The sequence below is a fragment of the Parathalassolituus penaei genome (genome assembly GCF_026626885.1).
GTDB lineage: Bacteria > Pseudomonadota > Gammaproteobacteria > Pseudomonadales > Oceanobacteraceae > Oceanobacter > Oceanobacter penaei.
Window position 1 is genome coordinate 232,364 of the sequence record NZ_JAPNOA010000056.1, and the last position, 15,668, is coordinate 248,031.

General features: G+C 54.7%; 16 protein-coding genes. 8 read left to right on the plus strand and 8 right to left on the minus strand.

The genetic code is table 11. From position 1 onward, the window contains the following. Positions 1–127: 127 nt before the first annotated feature. The 5 genes from OUO13_RS15785 to OUO13_RS15805 all read left to right on the plus strand — a co-directional run bounded on the left by OUO13_RS15785 (position 128) and on the right by OUO13_RS15805 (position 3,410). Positions 128–967, plus strand: a complete 840-nt coding sequence (locus tag OUO13_RS15785; RefSeq protein WP_283174859.1) for a BLUF domain-containing protein — start codon at positions 128–130, stop codon at positions 965–967. Next, positions 964–1,539, plus strand: coding sequence for a GTP-binding protein (locus OUO13_RS15790; RefSeq protein ID WP_283174860.1), 576 nt, complete (start codon positions 964–966; stop codon positions 1,537–1,539). The genes OUO13_RS15785 and OUO13_RS15790 overlap by 4 nt, the downstream gene beginning before the upstream one ends. Further along, positions 1,526–1,918, plus strand: coding sequence for a roadblock/LC7 domain-containing protein (locus tag OUO13_RS15795; protein ID WP_283174861.1), 393 nt, complete (start codon positions 1,526–1,528; stop codon positions 1,916–1,918). Before OUO13_RS15790 ends, OUO13_RS15795 begins: the two co-directional genes overlap by 14 nt. A 56-nt stretch (positions 1,919–1,974) precedes the next feature. Then, positions 1,975–2,334, plus strand: coding sequence for a hypothetical protein (locus OUO13_RS15800; RefSeq protein WP_283174862.1), 360 nt, complete (start codon positions 1,975–1,977; stop codon positions 2,332–2,334). A gap of 227 nt (positions 2,335–2,561) precedes the next feature. Then, positions 2,562–3,410 (plus strand): delta-class carbonic anhydrase, encoded by an 849-nt coding sequence (locus OUO13_RS15805; protein ID WP_283174863.1) that lies wholly within the window; start codon positions 2,562–2,564, stop codon positions 3,408–3,410. Here the strand turns inward: OUO13_RS15805 and OUO13_RS15810 are convergent. Continuing rightward, the gene (locus tag OUO13_RS15810) at positions 3,400–4,101 is read right to left on the minus strand and encodes a response regulator transcription factor (RefSeq protein ID WP_283174864.1); all 702 of its coding nucleotides are present in this window, start codon (positions 4,099–4,101) and stop codon (positions 3,400–3,402) included. The two genes, OUO13_RS15805 and OUO13_RS15810, sit on opposite strands and share 11 nt — an antisense overlap. After that, positions 4,098–5,657, minus strand: coding sequence for a sensor histidine kinase (locus OUO13_RS15815; RefSeq protein WP_283174865.1), 1,560 nt, complete (start codon positions 5,655–5,657; stop codon positions 4,098–4,100). The genes OUO13_RS15810 and OUO13_RS15815 overlap by 4 nt, the downstream gene beginning before the upstream one ends. 278 nt (positions 5,658–5,935) lie before the next feature. Between OUO13_RS15815 and OUO13_RS15820 the strand changes: the two genes are divergently transcribed. Both OUO13_RS15820 and OUO13_RS15825 read left to right on the plus strand, forming a co-directional pair. Next, entirely contained in the window at positions 5,936–6,364 is a 429-nt protein-coding gene (locus tag OUO13_RS15820; RefSeq protein ID WP_283174866.1) for a hypothetical protein, read from the plus strand. A gap of 72 nt (positions 6,365–6,436) precedes the next feature. Continuing rightward, positions 6,437–7,021, plus strand: coding sequence for an HD domain-containing protein (locus OUO13_RS15825; protein WP_283174867.1), 585 nt, complete (start codon positions 6,437–6,439; stop codon positions 7,019–7,021). Between the two features lie 180 nt (positions 7,022–7,201). On the opposite strand, the gene OUO13_RS15830 is transcribed toward OUO13_RS15825, so the two are convergent. The 6 genes from OUO13_RS15830 to OUO13_RS15855 form a co-directional block, all read right to left on the minus strand. After that, the gene (locus OUO13_RS15830) at positions 7,202–10,156 is read right to left on the minus strand and encodes a valine--tRNA ligase (RefSeq protein ID WP_283174868.1); all 2,955 of its coding nucleotides are present in this window, start codon (positions 10,154–10,156) and stop codon (positions 7,202–7,204) included. Between the two features lie 317 nt (positions 10,157–10,473). Continuing rightward, entirely contained in the window at positions 10,474–11,505 is a 1,032-nt protein-coding gene (locus OUO13_RS15835; protein WP_283174869.1) for a hypothetical protein, read from the minus strand. Beyond that, on the minus strand, positions 11,502–11,957 hold the full coding sequence (locus OUO13_RS15840) for a DNA polymerase III subunit chi (protein WP_283174870.1): 456 nt from the start codon (positions 11,955–11,957) through the stop codon (positions 11,502–11,504). Before OUO13_RS15840 ends, OUO13_RS15835 begins: the two co-directional genes overlap by 4 nt. A gap of 118 nt (positions 11,958–12,075) precedes the next feature. After that, a complete protein-coding gene (locus OUO13_RS15845; RefSeq protein ID WP_283174871.1) occupies positions 12,076–12,966 on the minus strand; it encodes a putative RNA methyltransferase in 891 nt (296 codons plus the stop codon). Then, positions 12,966–14,093 (minus strand): succinyl-diaminopimelate desuccinylase, encoded by a 1,128-nt coding sequence (gene dapE / locus OUO13_RS15850; protein WP_283174872.1) that lies wholly within the window; start codon positions 14,091–14,093, stop codon positions 12,966–12,968. The genes OUO13_RS15845 and dapE overlap by 1 nt, the downstream gene beginning before the upstream one ends. Before the next feature lie 118 nt (positions 14,094–14,211). Beyond that, positions 14,212–14,760 (minus strand): Slp family lipoprotein, encoded by a 549-nt coding sequence (locus OUO13_RS15855; RefSeq protein ID WP_283174873.1) that lies wholly within the window; start codon positions 14,758–14,760, stop codon positions 14,212–14,214. Between the two features lie 173 nt (positions 14,761–14,933). On the opposite strand from OUO13_RS15855, the gene OUO13_RS15860 reads away from it, so the two are divergent. Beyond that, a complete protein-coding gene (locus OUO13_RS15860) occupies positions 14,934–15,497 on the plus strand; it encodes a hypoxanthine-guanine phosphoribosyltransferase (RefSeq protein WP_283174874.1) in 564 nt (187 codons plus the stop codon). Positions 15,498–15,668: the final 171 nt, after the last annotated feature.

Here is a 15,668-nt window from a genome sequence, read left to right on the forward strand (position 1 = left end):
TGCTCTTTTGTGAAATTGTTTTATTGTGCTCATGGATTTGCTGGCACAATTGCCGACAGCCTTGTCGGGCTCATTTGAGATATTGCATTTCCGATTCCAGTTTGTTTGTTTCCCGGATTCGGTGTGTGTGACCTGCAATATGGATGAACAGGCAGGAGTGAAATCAAGGAGGTTTCAGTCTATGAAGCGAATTGCTTGTCTTGGAAGTGTCCTGCATCAGCAGGACCAGAATGCCTCGGAAAATATTCTTGAATTGTATAACAGTCTTCGGGTTTGCAATGCTGCACACTCTGTTACCGGGTTATTTGTCGCATTTCGTAATCTGGTTCTGCAGGTTCTTGAAGGAGATCCTCAGAATATTGCCATCTCACTTTACAAAATGCGCCAGACAAAACTGTTTAATGAACTCGTTGTCGTGAATGATATGAGTATTGATGCGCCCGCGTTTACGACCTGGCGTGCCAAATTCTATCACCCGGATATGGCCAATCATCGTGAGTTTTTGCAAAAGCTGCGACATGACTGTTTGCCAGAATCTTCCGTTCAGGAAGGTCGGCCGAAAGAGCTGGCAGAACAATTCTGGGCGGCAGCCCTGATATCCGGCACGCCAGCGACACCGGAGAAACAGGTCAGTCACGATACCTTTGGTAATCATATGTTTCATATTACGGCATGGCCAAAGCAGTCGCGGGTGGCATTAACCCCGCGACTGATCAAACTGTGTACGGTGTTATCCAATGGCTGGATTACCTATCAACAGTTGATGGCTACCGGCCTGTTCAAGTCCGAAGACGAACTGGATGGTGTGCTGAAACAGTTGTTGCGACTGGATGTGTTGTTGATCAAAGACGCTGGACTGACTCAGGAGGCTGTGACCGCGGCTCAGGAAGCAGGACGGGAAGATCATTTCGGCAGTGTCATGCGCAAGTTTCTGTCGATGAAATGGAAAGAGAGGTCAGGGCAATGACCACCATCTATAAAAAGCTGGCGATTGTTGGTGAGGTTGGGGCGGGCAAAACCCAGTTGGTGCGCACGATCAGTGAGATTTCGCCGTTTGCCACGGAAGCCCGTTCCAGTATCGACATTGGCAAGGAATTCACTACCGTTGGTATCGATTACGGCCGTCTGAGCTTTGACGAAGAAACGGCGTTGGGTCTGTATGGCCTGCCGGGACAGCACCGCTTCCAGATGTTGTGGGACATCGTCAAAGGCCAGTTGTGGGGACTCTGCATTCTCGTCAAATACGGTGATGGCCTGAATCTCGATGAGCTCGACAGCATTCTTGAGTTTTTCAAACCCCAGGCGAATGGTTACGCCACCGTGGTGGGCATTACCCATTGCGATAACGTGGATTCTGAAGAACTGGAAACCCTGATCGACTACATCAACTTTTGCCTGGAGAAGCATCGTCTTATAGCTCCGGTTATCACGGTTGATCCGCGTGATCGTGATTCCAGCCTGTTGTTGCTGGAATTGTTTCTGGGCCTGAATAACCACTCGTTCGACGAAAGCCAGGATGGTGAATATGCCGTTGTTTGAACAGCACGAAAATACTCTGTCAGCCCTTTTCAAGGATTGCACCAGTCGTTATGAGCAGATTGAACTGATCTGTCTGGCGACCACCGATGGTTTTCCAGTACAGGTCTACAGCAAACCCGGTCTGGATGTTGAAGCCGATACCATTTCCGCAGCATCCGGGACCCTGTTTTCAGTCAGTAATGCCATTAGTCAGCAGATTCTGAAACACCCGTTCCGGGTCAGTTTTATTGAATCGGAAGGCGCCAACGTGGCGTTTGTAACCATCTACGGAAAAGACGCCGACTTCGTTTTGTGTATGTCGGCTAGTGAAGAACTGAGTATTGCGCATCTGCGCATTACGATTAACCGCCTGGCGACAGAAATCGCCAAGCTTGCTTGACACCCAATCGCTGGCAGGTGCAAGCCCTGCCATTCAAGGACCTCAAGGAGTAGTAAATGGCTAATATCAATGAAACCGTTAACGCAATGATGCAACTGGATGGCGCCCTGGGGGCTGCGATTGTTGATTACAACTCTGGCATGTTGCTGGGCAGTGTCGGTGGTGGTGTGGATCTGGAGCTGGCTGCAGCCGGTAACAGTGAGGTGGTAAAAGCCAAGCTGAAAACCATGCGTAGCCTCGGCCTGCACAGCCAGATCGAAGACATCCTGATCACCCTGAGTGACCAGTTGCACATCATCCGTCCATCCCAGGCTAACGAAGGTCTGTTCCTGTACCTGGTACTGTCCAAAGCCGGTAACCTGGCACTGGCTCGTCGTAAGGTGATGGACGTTGAGAAAGATCTGAGCACCATCTGATCCGTATTTATCAGCCCTTATGAAACAGGTGTAAGCATAACGCACCCATGCAAGGCCACTGACCCCGGCAGCGAACCACAGCGCTGGCGGGGTTTTTTATTTCAGGCGGCCGAATCAGCGGCGGCTGGTTAATGGTTTTTTTCATGTTTTTTTAATGTTCCATTCAGGCGATTTTCAGAGCGTTTCTCTACCTTGGGTGCTTTCTGTATCCGGGAGTTGAATCGAATATGAAACACCATTTGCTGGTATCCGCCGTTGTTCTGTCTGGTCTTGCGCCATTGGCGTTGGCGGATTCTGCCCAGGTGAGTGATGACGTTATTGCCCAACAACAGCAACAACTGATCAGTAATACCGCAGGTAAAGGCTTTGGGCCGCAGTCACCTCGTGATATCGACAGTCTGGTGGGGACCAATCCGGTTGAGTTTTCTGTCGCGCCCGATTACCGCAGCATGAATCTGTGCAATATCCACTTTCATGCCGGTGCTGAGCACAAGGGCGGAGAGTTCACGACTTATGTTGGCAACGGTGATGGCAAGGGACACGGCAGCGGTTACCGTTACAACGGCACGCTGACGGCTGAGCAGCTGCAGCCGGTTAATCGTAATGTCTGCGGCGATGCCAAACATTCACTGAAGGCGGGTGATACCCTGGAAGTCCACTTTGTGCACTCGTCTGCCAGTGTCAAGCCGGGCCCAACCCTGGGCGCCTGTCTGTCTGAGAGCATCAGTAATCCGCAATTGCGCGTTGAAACTCAGGTAATGGTGCTGGCCAATGATGCCAAGGCGCTCGACTTTGGCGCCATGACAGCGGTTACTCAGGTGAATGGTTATTATCAGGCCGCCAGCATTCCGTCTGACAAGGGAGCGCCAGTGGTTTACGCAGGTTCAACTACCGGCCCTTCCTATAACGAAAAAGGCTCACCATTGCAGGTGACCTGGAGTGTGCGGCCGCAGGTGGCTGTGGTGAATATTGCGACGGTAGCCGACTGGTGTGACAACAACCCGTTTGACGAAAACCATGCACATGGTGTTCGTAATCTGGTGACCCATCCGGAGCTGTTGTCGGTTATCGAGTGAGGTCGGAGGCTGCTTCGTTGACCAGCAGGCGGTAACCATTGCCACGCAGGGTTTCGATGCTCAGGCGCTGGCTGCTGCTGATGCGCTGACGCAAACGGCTGATATAGACGTCGACGATATTGGTTTGTGGGTCGCGAACGCTTTGCCATACCCGGCTGAGAATGCGTTCGCGGCTTAGCACCTTGCCGAGATTGCTGGCCAGGTATTGCAGCAGATCAAACTCGATGCGGGTCAATGCCAGTTCACAGGACTGGATATAGGCCAATCGTTCATCAAGGTCGAGACTCAGATCTTCGACGGTCAGCAGCCGTCGTTGTGTGGCTGCTGGTGTGTCCTGACGCCGCGCCAACGCCTCTATGCGTGCCAGCAGTTCATCAAAATCAAAGGGTTTGCACAGGTAGTCGTCTGCCCCTTCCCGCAAGCCGCTGACGCGCTCGGCCACGTCATCCAGCGCTGTCAGCAACAGCACTCGAGGTGGGTTGGCCAGTCTGCGAATATGGGGCAGCAGGCTAATGCTGTCGTCGTCGCCAAACATGCGGTCGAGCACCACTACCTGAGGTTGGGTGCGTTCAATACTCGGCAGCAATTGAATCAGGCTGGATTCTGCAATCACCTCCATACCCTCTGCCAGCAAACCACGTTGCAGAAAGTTGAGCAGCGGGGCTTCATCATCAGCAATCAGAATTTTCATGACAGCAATGTCTCCGGCAGGACCAGTGTGAAGGTTGAGCCCTGACCCGGTGCGGATGTCACCCGAATATCCCCCTGATGGGCAATGGCAATGACCCGGGCGATGGCAAGCCCCAGACCGGTTCCTTCGGTTTTGGGTTTGAAGCGCACAAAACGCTCAAAAATATGCGGTAGATCCTGTGTGGATATGCCTTCACCCTGATCGATCACCTGAATCATGAAACGGCCATCGGCCTTGCCCAGTTGTAGCGTGACCGGGGTTTGGGTCGGCGAGTAGCGGGTGGCATTGTCCATCAGGATGGCAATGACCTGTTGTAGCCGTTGTTCATCAGCCTGTAGCAGAGTGCTGCCGAGATTGGGGGCAATCACACAGTCAATATGGCGCGCCGGATGCAGGCGCTGCCAGTCGCGGGCCTGTTGCTGCAGTAACGTCACCAGATCAACGCTGGAGCAGTTGAGTTTCAGTTGGCTCATTTCTGCACGCGCCAGTAACAGCAGATCATCGACCAGACGGCTGAGGTTAACCGACTGATCCAGAATCACCTGCAGGGTCTGGCGGTAGGTTTGTTCGTCCAGCTGTGGTTGGCGCAGGGTGACCTGGGCTTCGCCGCGAATAATGGTGAGAGGTGTGCGCAACTCGTGGGATACGTCTGCCATAAACTGTTTGCGGCGGGCATCCTGCAAGGTCAGCTGATGATTGGCTTCGGTCAGCTCGCGGGTTCGCTGCTCCACCTCAAACTGCAATTGCTGGTGTTGCTGTTCTTGCTGCAGCTCATGTTCCGCCAGACGCGCCGCCAGTTGGTTCAGAGACTGCACCAACGAGTGAAATTCACTGTCGAGGTTTTCCGGCAGGCGAAAATGATAGTCGCCGGATGCAATCACCTGAGTACCTGTCTGGATTACGGTTAACGGTTGGTAGAGCTGGTTGAACAGCCAGACACAGCCGAACACAATAAAGGGGCCGGCGAGGGTGGCCAACAAAATGGTGAACCACATCAGCGCGGTATTGAGTGTATCGATACGGGCATTGGTGGCTGCCACCATCCGGCTCTGGCGGGTGACTGCAGCATTAATGGCTTCGCGGAACTGATTGTCGATGGTGACTTCCAGCAAGCGTTGCAGACGTTCTTGCTGGCGCAGCGGTGTGGCATCGTTCAGGTCGATAATGGCCCGGAACTCCACAATGATTTCGGTGAGCAGTTTTTCCAACTCGTCGGTATCTTCCACGCTGCCCTGAGTCAGGTCTGGGCCCAATGCCTCCCGTTGACGTAATTCGAGTTCACGGATGACCCGCAACGACTGGTCAATCAGCTCCTGTTTTTTGCGCACCAGTGCCTGGTTGGCGTTGCGTCCAAAGATCAGTTCATCAGTCAGCTGTTTGAACAGCCGATAGGAAATGCTCGACAGTTGCTGGTGTTCGGTTAAAAGGCTTTGCGCAATCATGCTTTGCTGCAGATTGGCACGGGTGATATGGGCTGATAGGGCAACCCCCGCAAGCGCAACAAGCAGCACTGCGCCGGACAGGAGTCCGAATAAAAACAGCTTCTTTTTATACATAACGATCCCGCTTGGCGGATTGTCTGGTAGTCCGATGAGAATTATTTTCAAATTACCGTTATTCTACTGGTGTAACCGTTGATCCCAAAATCGGTGTGGTTAACACGCCAGCTACCAAAAGGATCAGACGCGATATACACAGGAGCGCGGGCTGGCCGTATTTGCCCGGTACGGGTCAAGAATCCTGTGGATCAGTGCATTTTTCCGCTGGTATTTCCGACGTGTTTTGTCGTCTACTGCGGACGTTCGTTCATGCTTTACGACACAAGGATGTAGTCATGGCTGTTTCGTGGTTTATGCGCTTTTCAACCGTTCTGTGCTGGCTGGTGATTTTGTGCCTGGGGATGGCTTGGTGGTTTCGTTACAGCCTGGTTGAGCTGGATAACACAGTAGTGCAAGAGCTCGCATCTCCTGATGGTTCCCTGGTGATTCAGGAGTTCCGTTCCAATCGTGATGGTTTTGATCACGCCCCTTACGGCCAGATGCTGGTGCTCAGTCGCAAGCCGACCCGCAATCCGGAAGATGGTTATGTGTTTTTCGCCGGTTATTGCCAGAAGCTCAGTTACGCCTGGGAGGGTATGACCCGTGTTAACGTCCAGTGTCTGGGTGATGATACCGAGCCACGGACGCTTTCAACCCAGATGTACGGTATCGAAGTGCAGTATCGTGCAGGTGTTGTCCGCAACGCCAAACATCAGCCCGGCTAATGCGCGGGGAGTGTTAACCGGAAACGGATATACTGGGTTCTGACCTTGATAGCCAGAACGCAGGATCTGCTCATGACCACCGATATTCATACCATCACCCGCCATTTCCTTGAACTGGATGCCCTCAAGCAGGTGCAGCGCAAAAGTTATATCCACGGCGCCAGCCGCCTCGAAAACTCCGCCGAACATTCCTGGCATCTGGCCATGGCCTGCTGGTCAATCGCCCGCAGTTTTGACCTCAAGGTGGATGAAGGCAAGCTGATCAAGCTGGCACTGGTGCATGATCTGGGTGAAATCGACGCCGGTGATACCTTTCTGTATTCCGAGCACCGCAGTGATGCTCATAAGGCTGAGCGTGAATGTATCCAGCGTCTTGCTGGTCATGCCGGTAACGGCATTCGGGATCTGGCCGACATCTGGGAAGAGCAGGAAACCGGCAGCAGCCCGGAAACCCGGCTGTTAAAAGTGGTCGATCGTTTGTTGCCCTTTATGCTGAACGTCGCCAGTGAAGGCCGCAGCTGGCAGGAAATGGGCGTCAAACGTCATCAGATCGAAAAAGCCCATGCCTTTATTGAAGGCGAGTTTCCTGAGGTGCATGCCTGGATCAGTGAGCAGATTCGTATGGCGGTAGCAAAAGGCTGGCTGGCGGAAGCCTGAACAGCTTCTATTCGTGATACCAAACGGCAAACATCTGCTCCGTAAGGTAAGAGCCTGTACCGTCAGGTAAAAACAAAAAGGGCATCTGTTTGCAGATGCCCTTTTTATTTGGGTTGTGCGAATCGGCTATCGCGCAGGAGCGTGGAAGTCAGAACGTCGTTCAACGTCTGACTCCAGACCTTACAGCGCTTTGATGGCTTCGATCTGTTCGCGGATCTTGCCCTGGTCGCGTTCAAAGCCGCCCAGTTTCTCTTTCTCTTTTTCGATTACCGCTGCCGGAGCTTTGGCAACAAAGCCTTCGTTACCCAGCTTGTTGGCAATACGCTGGATTTCGCCGTCGAGCTTTTCCAGTTCCTTGGTCAGACGAGCGATTTCCTCGTCCTTGTTGATCAGGTCGGCCAGAGGCACCAGAACTTCCATCTGACCTACCAGCTGGGTGCTGGCCATCGGCAGGGTATCGCCGTGGTTGAACCACTTGAGGTTGCCCAGTTTGGCCAGTTTCTTCAGCAGCGCCTGATTTTCATCGGCACGACGGAAGTCTTCGTCGTCACCGTCTTTCAGGATTACATCCAGTTCTTTGCCAGGGCCGATGTTTTTCTCGGCGCGGATGTTACGAACGGCGGTGATTACCGCTTGCAACCAGGCGATGTCGGCTTCGGCTTTGGTATCGATAAACGCAGGCTGAGGTTCTGGATACTTGGCCAGCATGATGGTATCACCGGACTTGCCAGCCAGTTCTTTCACCTGTTGCCATACAGACTCGGTGATGAACGGGATGATCGGGTGCGCCAGACGCAGGGTTGCTTCGAGAACACGAACCAGGGTGCCGAGGGTGCCGCGTTTGATTTCCAGCGGGGCGTTGGCGTCCCACAGTACAGGCTTGGACAGCTCCAGATACCAGTCGCAGTATTCGTTCCAGATGAACTCGTACAGTGCCTGAGCTGCCATGTCGAAGCGGTACTGGTCGAGGTGACGACGTACTTCGGCTTCAGCGTGTTGCAGGCGGCTGATGATCCAGCGGTCGGCCAGAGACAGCACGGCCGGTTCGCCGTTGGCACCACAAGCGGCCTTCATGGCATCGGTGATGACGATGTTGGTGCCTTCAGCGGCCGCTTTTTCAACGGCTTCTTCACCGGCAACCGACAGCATGACGTAGCGGGAGGCGTTCCACAGCTTGTTACAGAAGTTGCGGTAACCTTCCAGACGCTTCATGTCCCAGTTGATGTCACGGCCGGTAGAGGCCATGGCTGCCAGTGTGAAACGCAGGGCGTCGGTGCCGTGTGGGGTGATACCTTCCGGGAATTCCTTCTGGGTACGCTTGCCAATCTTTTCAGCCAGTTGTGGCTGCATCATGTTGCCGGTACGTTTTTCCAGCAGGTCTTCCAGAGAAATACCGTCGATCATGTCCAGCGGGTCGAGGACGTTGCCCTTGGACTTGGACATTTTCTGGCCCACTTCGTCACGGATCAGACCGGTTACGTACACGGTCTTGAACGGTACTTGTGGTTTGCCATCGGCGTCTTTGCAGAAGTGCATGGTCATCATGATCATGCGGGCAACCCAGAAGAAAATGATGTCGAAGCCGGTAACCAGTACGTCGGTCGGGTGGAAGTCGGCCATACGTTTGGCAACTTCCGGGTCATCCAGATTTGGCCAGCCGAGGGTGCCGAAGGTCCAGAGTGCAGACGAGAACCAGGTGTCCAGTACGTCGTTGTCCTGGTTCAGGGCAACGTCGGCACCAATGTTGTTCTGGGCGCGTACTTCTTCTTCATTGTGGCCAACGTAGACGTTGCCTTGTTCGTCGTACCAGGCCGGGATACGGTGACCCCACCACAGCTGACGGGAAATACACCAGTCCTGAATGTCACGCATCCAGCTGAAGTACATGTTCTCGTAGGATTTCGGCACGAACTGGATGTCGCCGTTTTCGACCGCTTCGATGGCTGGTTTGGCCAGGGTCTTGGCGTCGACGTACCATTGGTCGGTCAGCATTGGTTCAATCACCACGCCACCACGGTCGCCGTATGGAACGGTCAGGTCGTGATCCTTGATGCCATCGAGCAGGCCAGCGGCGTCGAAGTCGGCAACAATGGCTTTACGGGCAGCAAAACGCTCCATGCCACGGTATTTTTCCGGGATGCTGGCGTCGATGCTGGTATTCAGGGTGCCATCGCTGTTGAACACTTCAGCTTGCTGACGGATGTCGGCGTTGAAGGTCATGATGTTGATCATCGGCAGGTTGCAACGCTTGCCGACAGCATAGTCGTTGAAATCGTGAGCCGGGGTGATCTTCACGCAGCCGGTGCCTTTGGTCATGTCGGCGTAGTCGTCAGCCACAATCGGGATACGACGGCCAACCAGTGGCAGGATAACGTCCTTGCCAACCAGCGCCTGGTAACGTGGGTCGTTCGGGTTAACGGCAACACCGGTGTCACCCAGTACGGTTTCCGGACGGGTAGTGGCAACAACGATGTAGTCTTTAACGTTGCCTTCGCTGTCGGTGTAGGTCTGACCGTCGGCCAGCGGGTAACGCAGGTGCCACATGTTGCCTTTGCTTTCCTTGTTTTCTACTTCAAGGTCAGAAATGGCGGTGTGCAGTTTCGGGTCCCAGTTCACCAGGCGTTTGCCACGGTAAATCAGGCCGTCCTTGTACAGACGAATAAAGACTTCCTGAACGGCGGCGTAGAAGCCGTCGTCCATGGTGAAACGTTCGGTTTCCCAGTCAACGGAGTTACCCAGACGACGCATCTGGCTGGTGATGGTGCCACCTGAATGGGCTTTCCACTCCCAGACTTTTTCGAGGAATTTTTCACGGCCGAGTTCGTGACGGTCTGGCTGGCCTTCGGCGGCCAGTTTGCGTTCTACCACCATCTGGGTGGCGATACCGGCGTGGTCAGTACCCACCTGCCACAGGGCTTTTTTGCCCAGCATACGGTTGTAACGGGTCAGGGCATCTTGCAGGGTGTGCTGGAAGGCGTGACCCATGTGCAGGGAACCGGTGACGTTCGGCGGCGGGATCATGATGGAGTAGCCTTCGCCTGTCAGTCCGTCCTGATACGGCTTGAACCAGCCGTTCTGTTCCCACTGCTGGTACCAGGTCTGTTCAATGGCTTGGGGCTTGTAGGTCTTGTCCATGGCGGCTTGATCACTCGTTTTCGTCTGGGCGGAACGCTATTCGCTTGCTGGGCAAGTCGAATTGGCGCTGGTTTGTCGGCTCGACAATCCGCTGAAAATTAAGAAGTAAAAAAATGGCGGCCAGTATACCGGATGCACGAGCAGGATGCAGCGTTTGCAACGGCGCTCGACCTGCTGCTTCGGTACTGTCCGGATGCGGCTTGGTTCAGAGTAGACCGGTGTGGGAGGGCGGCGGTTGCCAATAAGCGATTGTGGCCAATAAAAAAGGCCGGATTAACCGGCCTTCTGTTTTTGATCTGGTGGTGTTGTCGAGTTGCTCAGCTGGTTGGTGTTTCCGGCTTCTTGATCAGCATGGTGCGCAGTTTTTCGCGTAGACGCGCCTGAATAATCGGGGTCATCTCGTCGACGATGGCGTTGATCAGGTGAGTTTTGTCTTCGCTGCTGAGCCGATGCATGGCTTCCGATTCGCGTGCTTGCTGTTTCTCCATTACCCGTTGCATGGTGCGATGAGCTTCTTCGGCACTGTGCTGGGCGGCCAGGCGTTCCTGGGTCAGACGGTCGATCACCTCCTGCGGCAGAAACGGGTTGCTGGACCGCGCGGGTTTGGCTGGTTCAGCAGCTGTCTGCTTGGCGGTGACTGTTGGTGCCGCCTGTGTTGCAGGCGCTGCTGGTTCAGTCATCAGCGGAGGAACCGGCGCGGCTGGTTTTACGGTGTTATACGCCTGGGCACTGACCGGAGTTGGTGCGGCTGCAGCCGGTCTGACCGGAGTGGTAACGCGGTTGGTTACCACTGGAACATCAGCGGTTGAAATCATGCCAGGAGCAGCCGGTTTGGTTGCGGTTGCTGCTGAGTGCGGCGGTGTCGTTGCTATGGCTGTTACTACTGGAATGTCATCTGGTAGTGCTTCAGCCAATGTTGGTACCGCTCGCAGGATACGCTCGCTATGGCGGTCCAGAATGGCTTCTTCCAGAGCGCTGGTGAAGTCGTCTTCGTTGCTTTCACCTTCGAGGGCGCGGTTCGCTGCCTTGCGCATGACTTCCTGATGCAGGGCTTCAAGAATGTCACCCGGGTTGGCAGGAGTGGCTGGCGTTACCTGTGATGCCGGGCTTACGGGGGCGCTACGACGCAAGGGCGCAATCGGGGCCTGTTGCTTCAAAGGTGGAACGGCACGCAGGATTGGCGGTTCATCGCGGCTGAACATGTCGCTCAGTACTGGAACATCGTCAACGGTATTCAGTTGGGTCAGGGCATGTTGCAGATCAATCTGCTCGCCAGCGGCGTCGTCGAGTACCTGTTGCAGGGTTGCAAGTTCGTCGACCAGATTGCGTGTGTCTTTTTCTGTGCTCATGCTCGTAATCTCATATCCTGATGAGTCACCGGGTAACCCCGGTCTTTCAGGAAGCGATAGTGCTGACGTGTACTTTCCAGTACGCGGTCTTCCTGAATCACAATTTCCACCAGCCGTTCGAAACGGCTGAAAAATGCCGGTAATCTGTCACTGAGGTTTATCATGACCTCAGGTTGGGCTACTGGTCCACGCTCGTGGGTATTGTTTTGCCAACCAATTAATACCGGACAGTTGTCAGGCTTGTTGCTACTGTCTATCAAGGCGTGAGGCACAAATGCGTGTGGTCGCCATGTCCACAACAGCTCGTCAAGTAACCTGGCTTGTTCCGCGTCGTTAGTATGAATATAGGCCGTTTTACCCTGTGACAGGACTTTTTCTGTCAGGCGGCATAAAAACAGGCTCTGATCGTGAGCTGTTGATGCGGCTAGTACGTAAAACAGCACATCAGTCATAAGTATGAGGTAAGCGCAAAAGCTGCTGATTGTCGGTTGTCTGGAAATCCTACTCGCCCGTCTCCGGCCTTTCAAACCCTTAATCGGGACGGGTACGGAGACTGGCAAGCCGTGACACTTATTGACGTCGGACGTCAGCCGCGCATGAGAACTGGTTCACAAAGTGATAAAAATTGACATCCAGCGTCACGTCCAGACCGGGCAGTGACAGAACCCGATCGCGGGCTTCGGCACTGGCACGCCAGCCGTGAGGCGTCATGGTCAGCAGATCGCCCAGCGCTGCCTGAGGAATATGGATTTTGCAGGTAAATGGATGCTGTTGCTGGCAGTGGAAGCCGCCCTGTTCGAGTTGTGGTATCGGGTCGAAGACCTGATTACGCACTTCGCTGTACAGGTGCTGACGCAGTTCTATCAGGTGATCGGCGCCGGAGGTGACCAGCAGGGCGCTGCCACCGGATTTCAGGGTTTTACGCCAGCCTTCCGGCATCACCGGGGTAAACAGGCTGACGAGGGCATCCAGCTGGCCATTATGCAGTGGCAGGCGACCACCACTGGCAACCAGCCAGTAGATGTCGCGGTTGCGCTGGCAGGCCTGACGTACAGCATCACGGGAAATATCGACGCCGTACAGATTCACCGCATGTCCGGCGTTGTTCAGCTCACGCAGCAGGCGATCGGAATAATAACCTTCGCCACAACCCACGTCGGCAAGCTGGTCGGCATTGGCAGGCAGGCTGGCCACAACAAACTGGTTAAAGGCATCGGAAATCGGTTGGTAAAACCCCTGCGCCAGAAACTGACGACGGGCGATGACCATGTCGGCGCTGTCTCCCGGTGCGCGGGATCGTTTGTGCTGGGCCAGCAGCAAATTGATGTAGCCCTGACGAGCGACATCAAAACTGTGGCCTTGCGGACAGCGGCAGCTACGCGGCTGGCTGTCGAGATCAAGGATCAGGCTGGCGTCGCAAACCGGGCAAACGAGAATGTGGGCAGGGGTTGTAGCGTTCATCAGGCCAGCAGACGCTCCAGAATGTTTTCGTACAGGGCTGCCAGGGTGTCGAGGTCGGCGGCCGAAATCTGTTCATCCACCTTGTGGATGGTGGCATTGCAAGGGCCGAGTTCAACAACCTGGGCGCCGGTCGGTGCAATAAAACGCCCGTCAGAGGTGCCACCGGAGGTCGACAGTTCGGTTTCGATACCGGCAACGGCACGGATGCTGTCAACACAGGCATTTACCAGCGAGCCGCGGTCGGTCAGGAACGGCTGGCCGTTCAGTGCCCATTCGATGTCGTAGTCGAGTTCGTAACGATCGAGAATGGCCTGGGTACGGGTCTTGAGGATGTCAGCGGTCAGTTCGGTGGAGAAACGGAAGTTGAACACCACTTCCAGCTCGCCCGGAATCACGTTGGTGGCACCGGTGCCGCCTTTGATGTTGGAAATCTGGAAGCTGGTGGCCGGGAAGAATTCGTTACCGTTATCCCAGACTTCGTTGGCTAGTGTCGCCAGTGCCGGCGCAGCCAGATGGATCGGGTTTTTGGCCAGGTGTGGGTAAGCCACGTGCCCCTGAATACCCTTGACGCGCAGGATGCCACCGAGTGAACCACGACGACCGTTCTTGATCACGTCACCGACCTGGTTGGTCGACGACGGCTCGCCAACGATACACATGTCGATTTTTTCGTTACGGGCTTCGAGGGTTTCAACCACTTTGACGGTGCCATTGTGGGCTGGGCCTTCTTCATCACTGGTGATCAGAAACGCAATAGAGCCTTTGTGGTTTGGGTGTTTTGCCACGAAATTCTCAACCGCAATCACCATGGCGGCCAGTGAGCCTTTCATGTCGGCAGCGCCACGGCCACGCAGCATGCCATCAACAATCTGGGGTTCAAACGGCGGGAATTCCCATTTGGCTTCCGGACCGGTTGGCACCACGTCGGTATGGCCAGCAAAACAGACGACCGGCTTCTGGTCGCCACGACGAGACCAGAAGTTCTCAACATCGTCAAAACGCAGACGTTCGTTGTTAAAACCGACGGCACCCAGACGCTGCATCATGATGTCCTGACAGCCAGCGTCATCAGGGGTTACGGAACGTGCGGCGATCAGCTCGCAGGCAAGTTTCAGAGTAGGGGTCATGATTTCTCCAGCGCCGTAAGGCGGTGTATGGCAAAACGGGGCGCGGAGTTTATCACTAAAGCCGTCAGGAGGGCAGAAGCCTGCTCGCCTGACGTTTGTGGAGGGGGCGGTCAGATGCTCAGCGACGGATCGGGGTGCTGATGAAAATACGTGAGCGCGGAGGTGGCGGTGGCCCCCAGAATCCGTAATCCATGAAGTACACCACTTCAGGGTCCTGCGATTTTGGCCACAGCTCGATGCCGTTCACGTCAAGTGTCGGGAAGCTGTATTCGTGTTCACCAATCTTGCCTGCTTCAATACCGGCGAAGGTGCCACGAACGCTGACCAGTCGACCACTGGCATAGACTTCCGGATCGAGAAAGTAAGGCACGTGTGCATGGATGCGACCACCTACGAGATCCCGTTCGGTGCGCGGTTTGCCGGTATCCCACAGCGGCATTTGCAGAATTTCCAGTACGGTGCTCTGGTCCTTGTTGGTCACGGACACAATTTGTCCGCCCCATACCAGAGTTTGTCCCTTGTACTGATCGGGATTGGCCTGAACTTCCTTGAAGCCTGGTTGTTGTGCGGGGTCTGCTACTTCAATGGATTTTGGATAACTTGCGCATCCCACCATCAGAGCGGCGACAACAAGACTAGAATAAAGGCGTAACGCCTTGGCCAGCATGACGGATACTCCTGGATCGGTGAACCGGTTTTGGATTGTGCTGGACGGTTTTTGGAACACGTCGTGACAGTTGTTAAGACCCTGGACTGAGCCAAGGGGTTCCATATGGTTGCGGCGCGACTGGCCAGCGGTGTTACCATGATGGTTTTACTACAGTATCAGGGGCATACATTATGACGGAAGTACCCTCTGCAGCAGAATTGCAGGTTATCTTGAAAGAAGCGGATTTGCTGGCCGGGCCTGAGCAAATTGAAGCCGCACTGCAGCGTTTGACTGTAGAAATACGCGAGCGTCTGGCAGATCAGGTGCCTGTGGTGTATTGCATCATGAATGGTGGTCTGGTGATGGCTGGACAATTGTTGCCTCGCCTCGATTTTCCGCTGGAAGTGGGTTACATGCATGCCACTCGTTATCGAGGTGAAACCACTGGAAGTAGTGAACTGCAGTGGCAGGCACCACCATCGGTACCGATGGAAGGCCGTTCTGTGCTGATTCTGGATGACATCTTTGATGAAGGTTATACGCTGGCGGCGGTCGTGGCGGCTTGTCGCGCACAAGGGGCAACCGAGGTGATGACGGCCGTTCTGACCAACAAGATCCATGATCGCAAGGCTCCGGGTTTTGATGTGGATTTTGTCGGGCTGGAAGTGGAAGACCGTTATGTTTTTGGTTTTGGTATGGATTACCGCGGTTTCTGGCGTAACGCGCCCGGCATTTATGCCGTTAAAGGGCTGTAATCCGTTATGCAGGCCGATGATCAGGCTTGAGTGGTATAAGTGGCTTTTTGAGCCATTGGCCTGATGAGTCTGACAGGTTAGAGAGGATAGGCGGCAAAAGCAGGCGTTCCTGCCTGCTATGCTGGACGTCATTGGGTAACCCCGACGCTGCCTCTACTAGACTGGCATCAG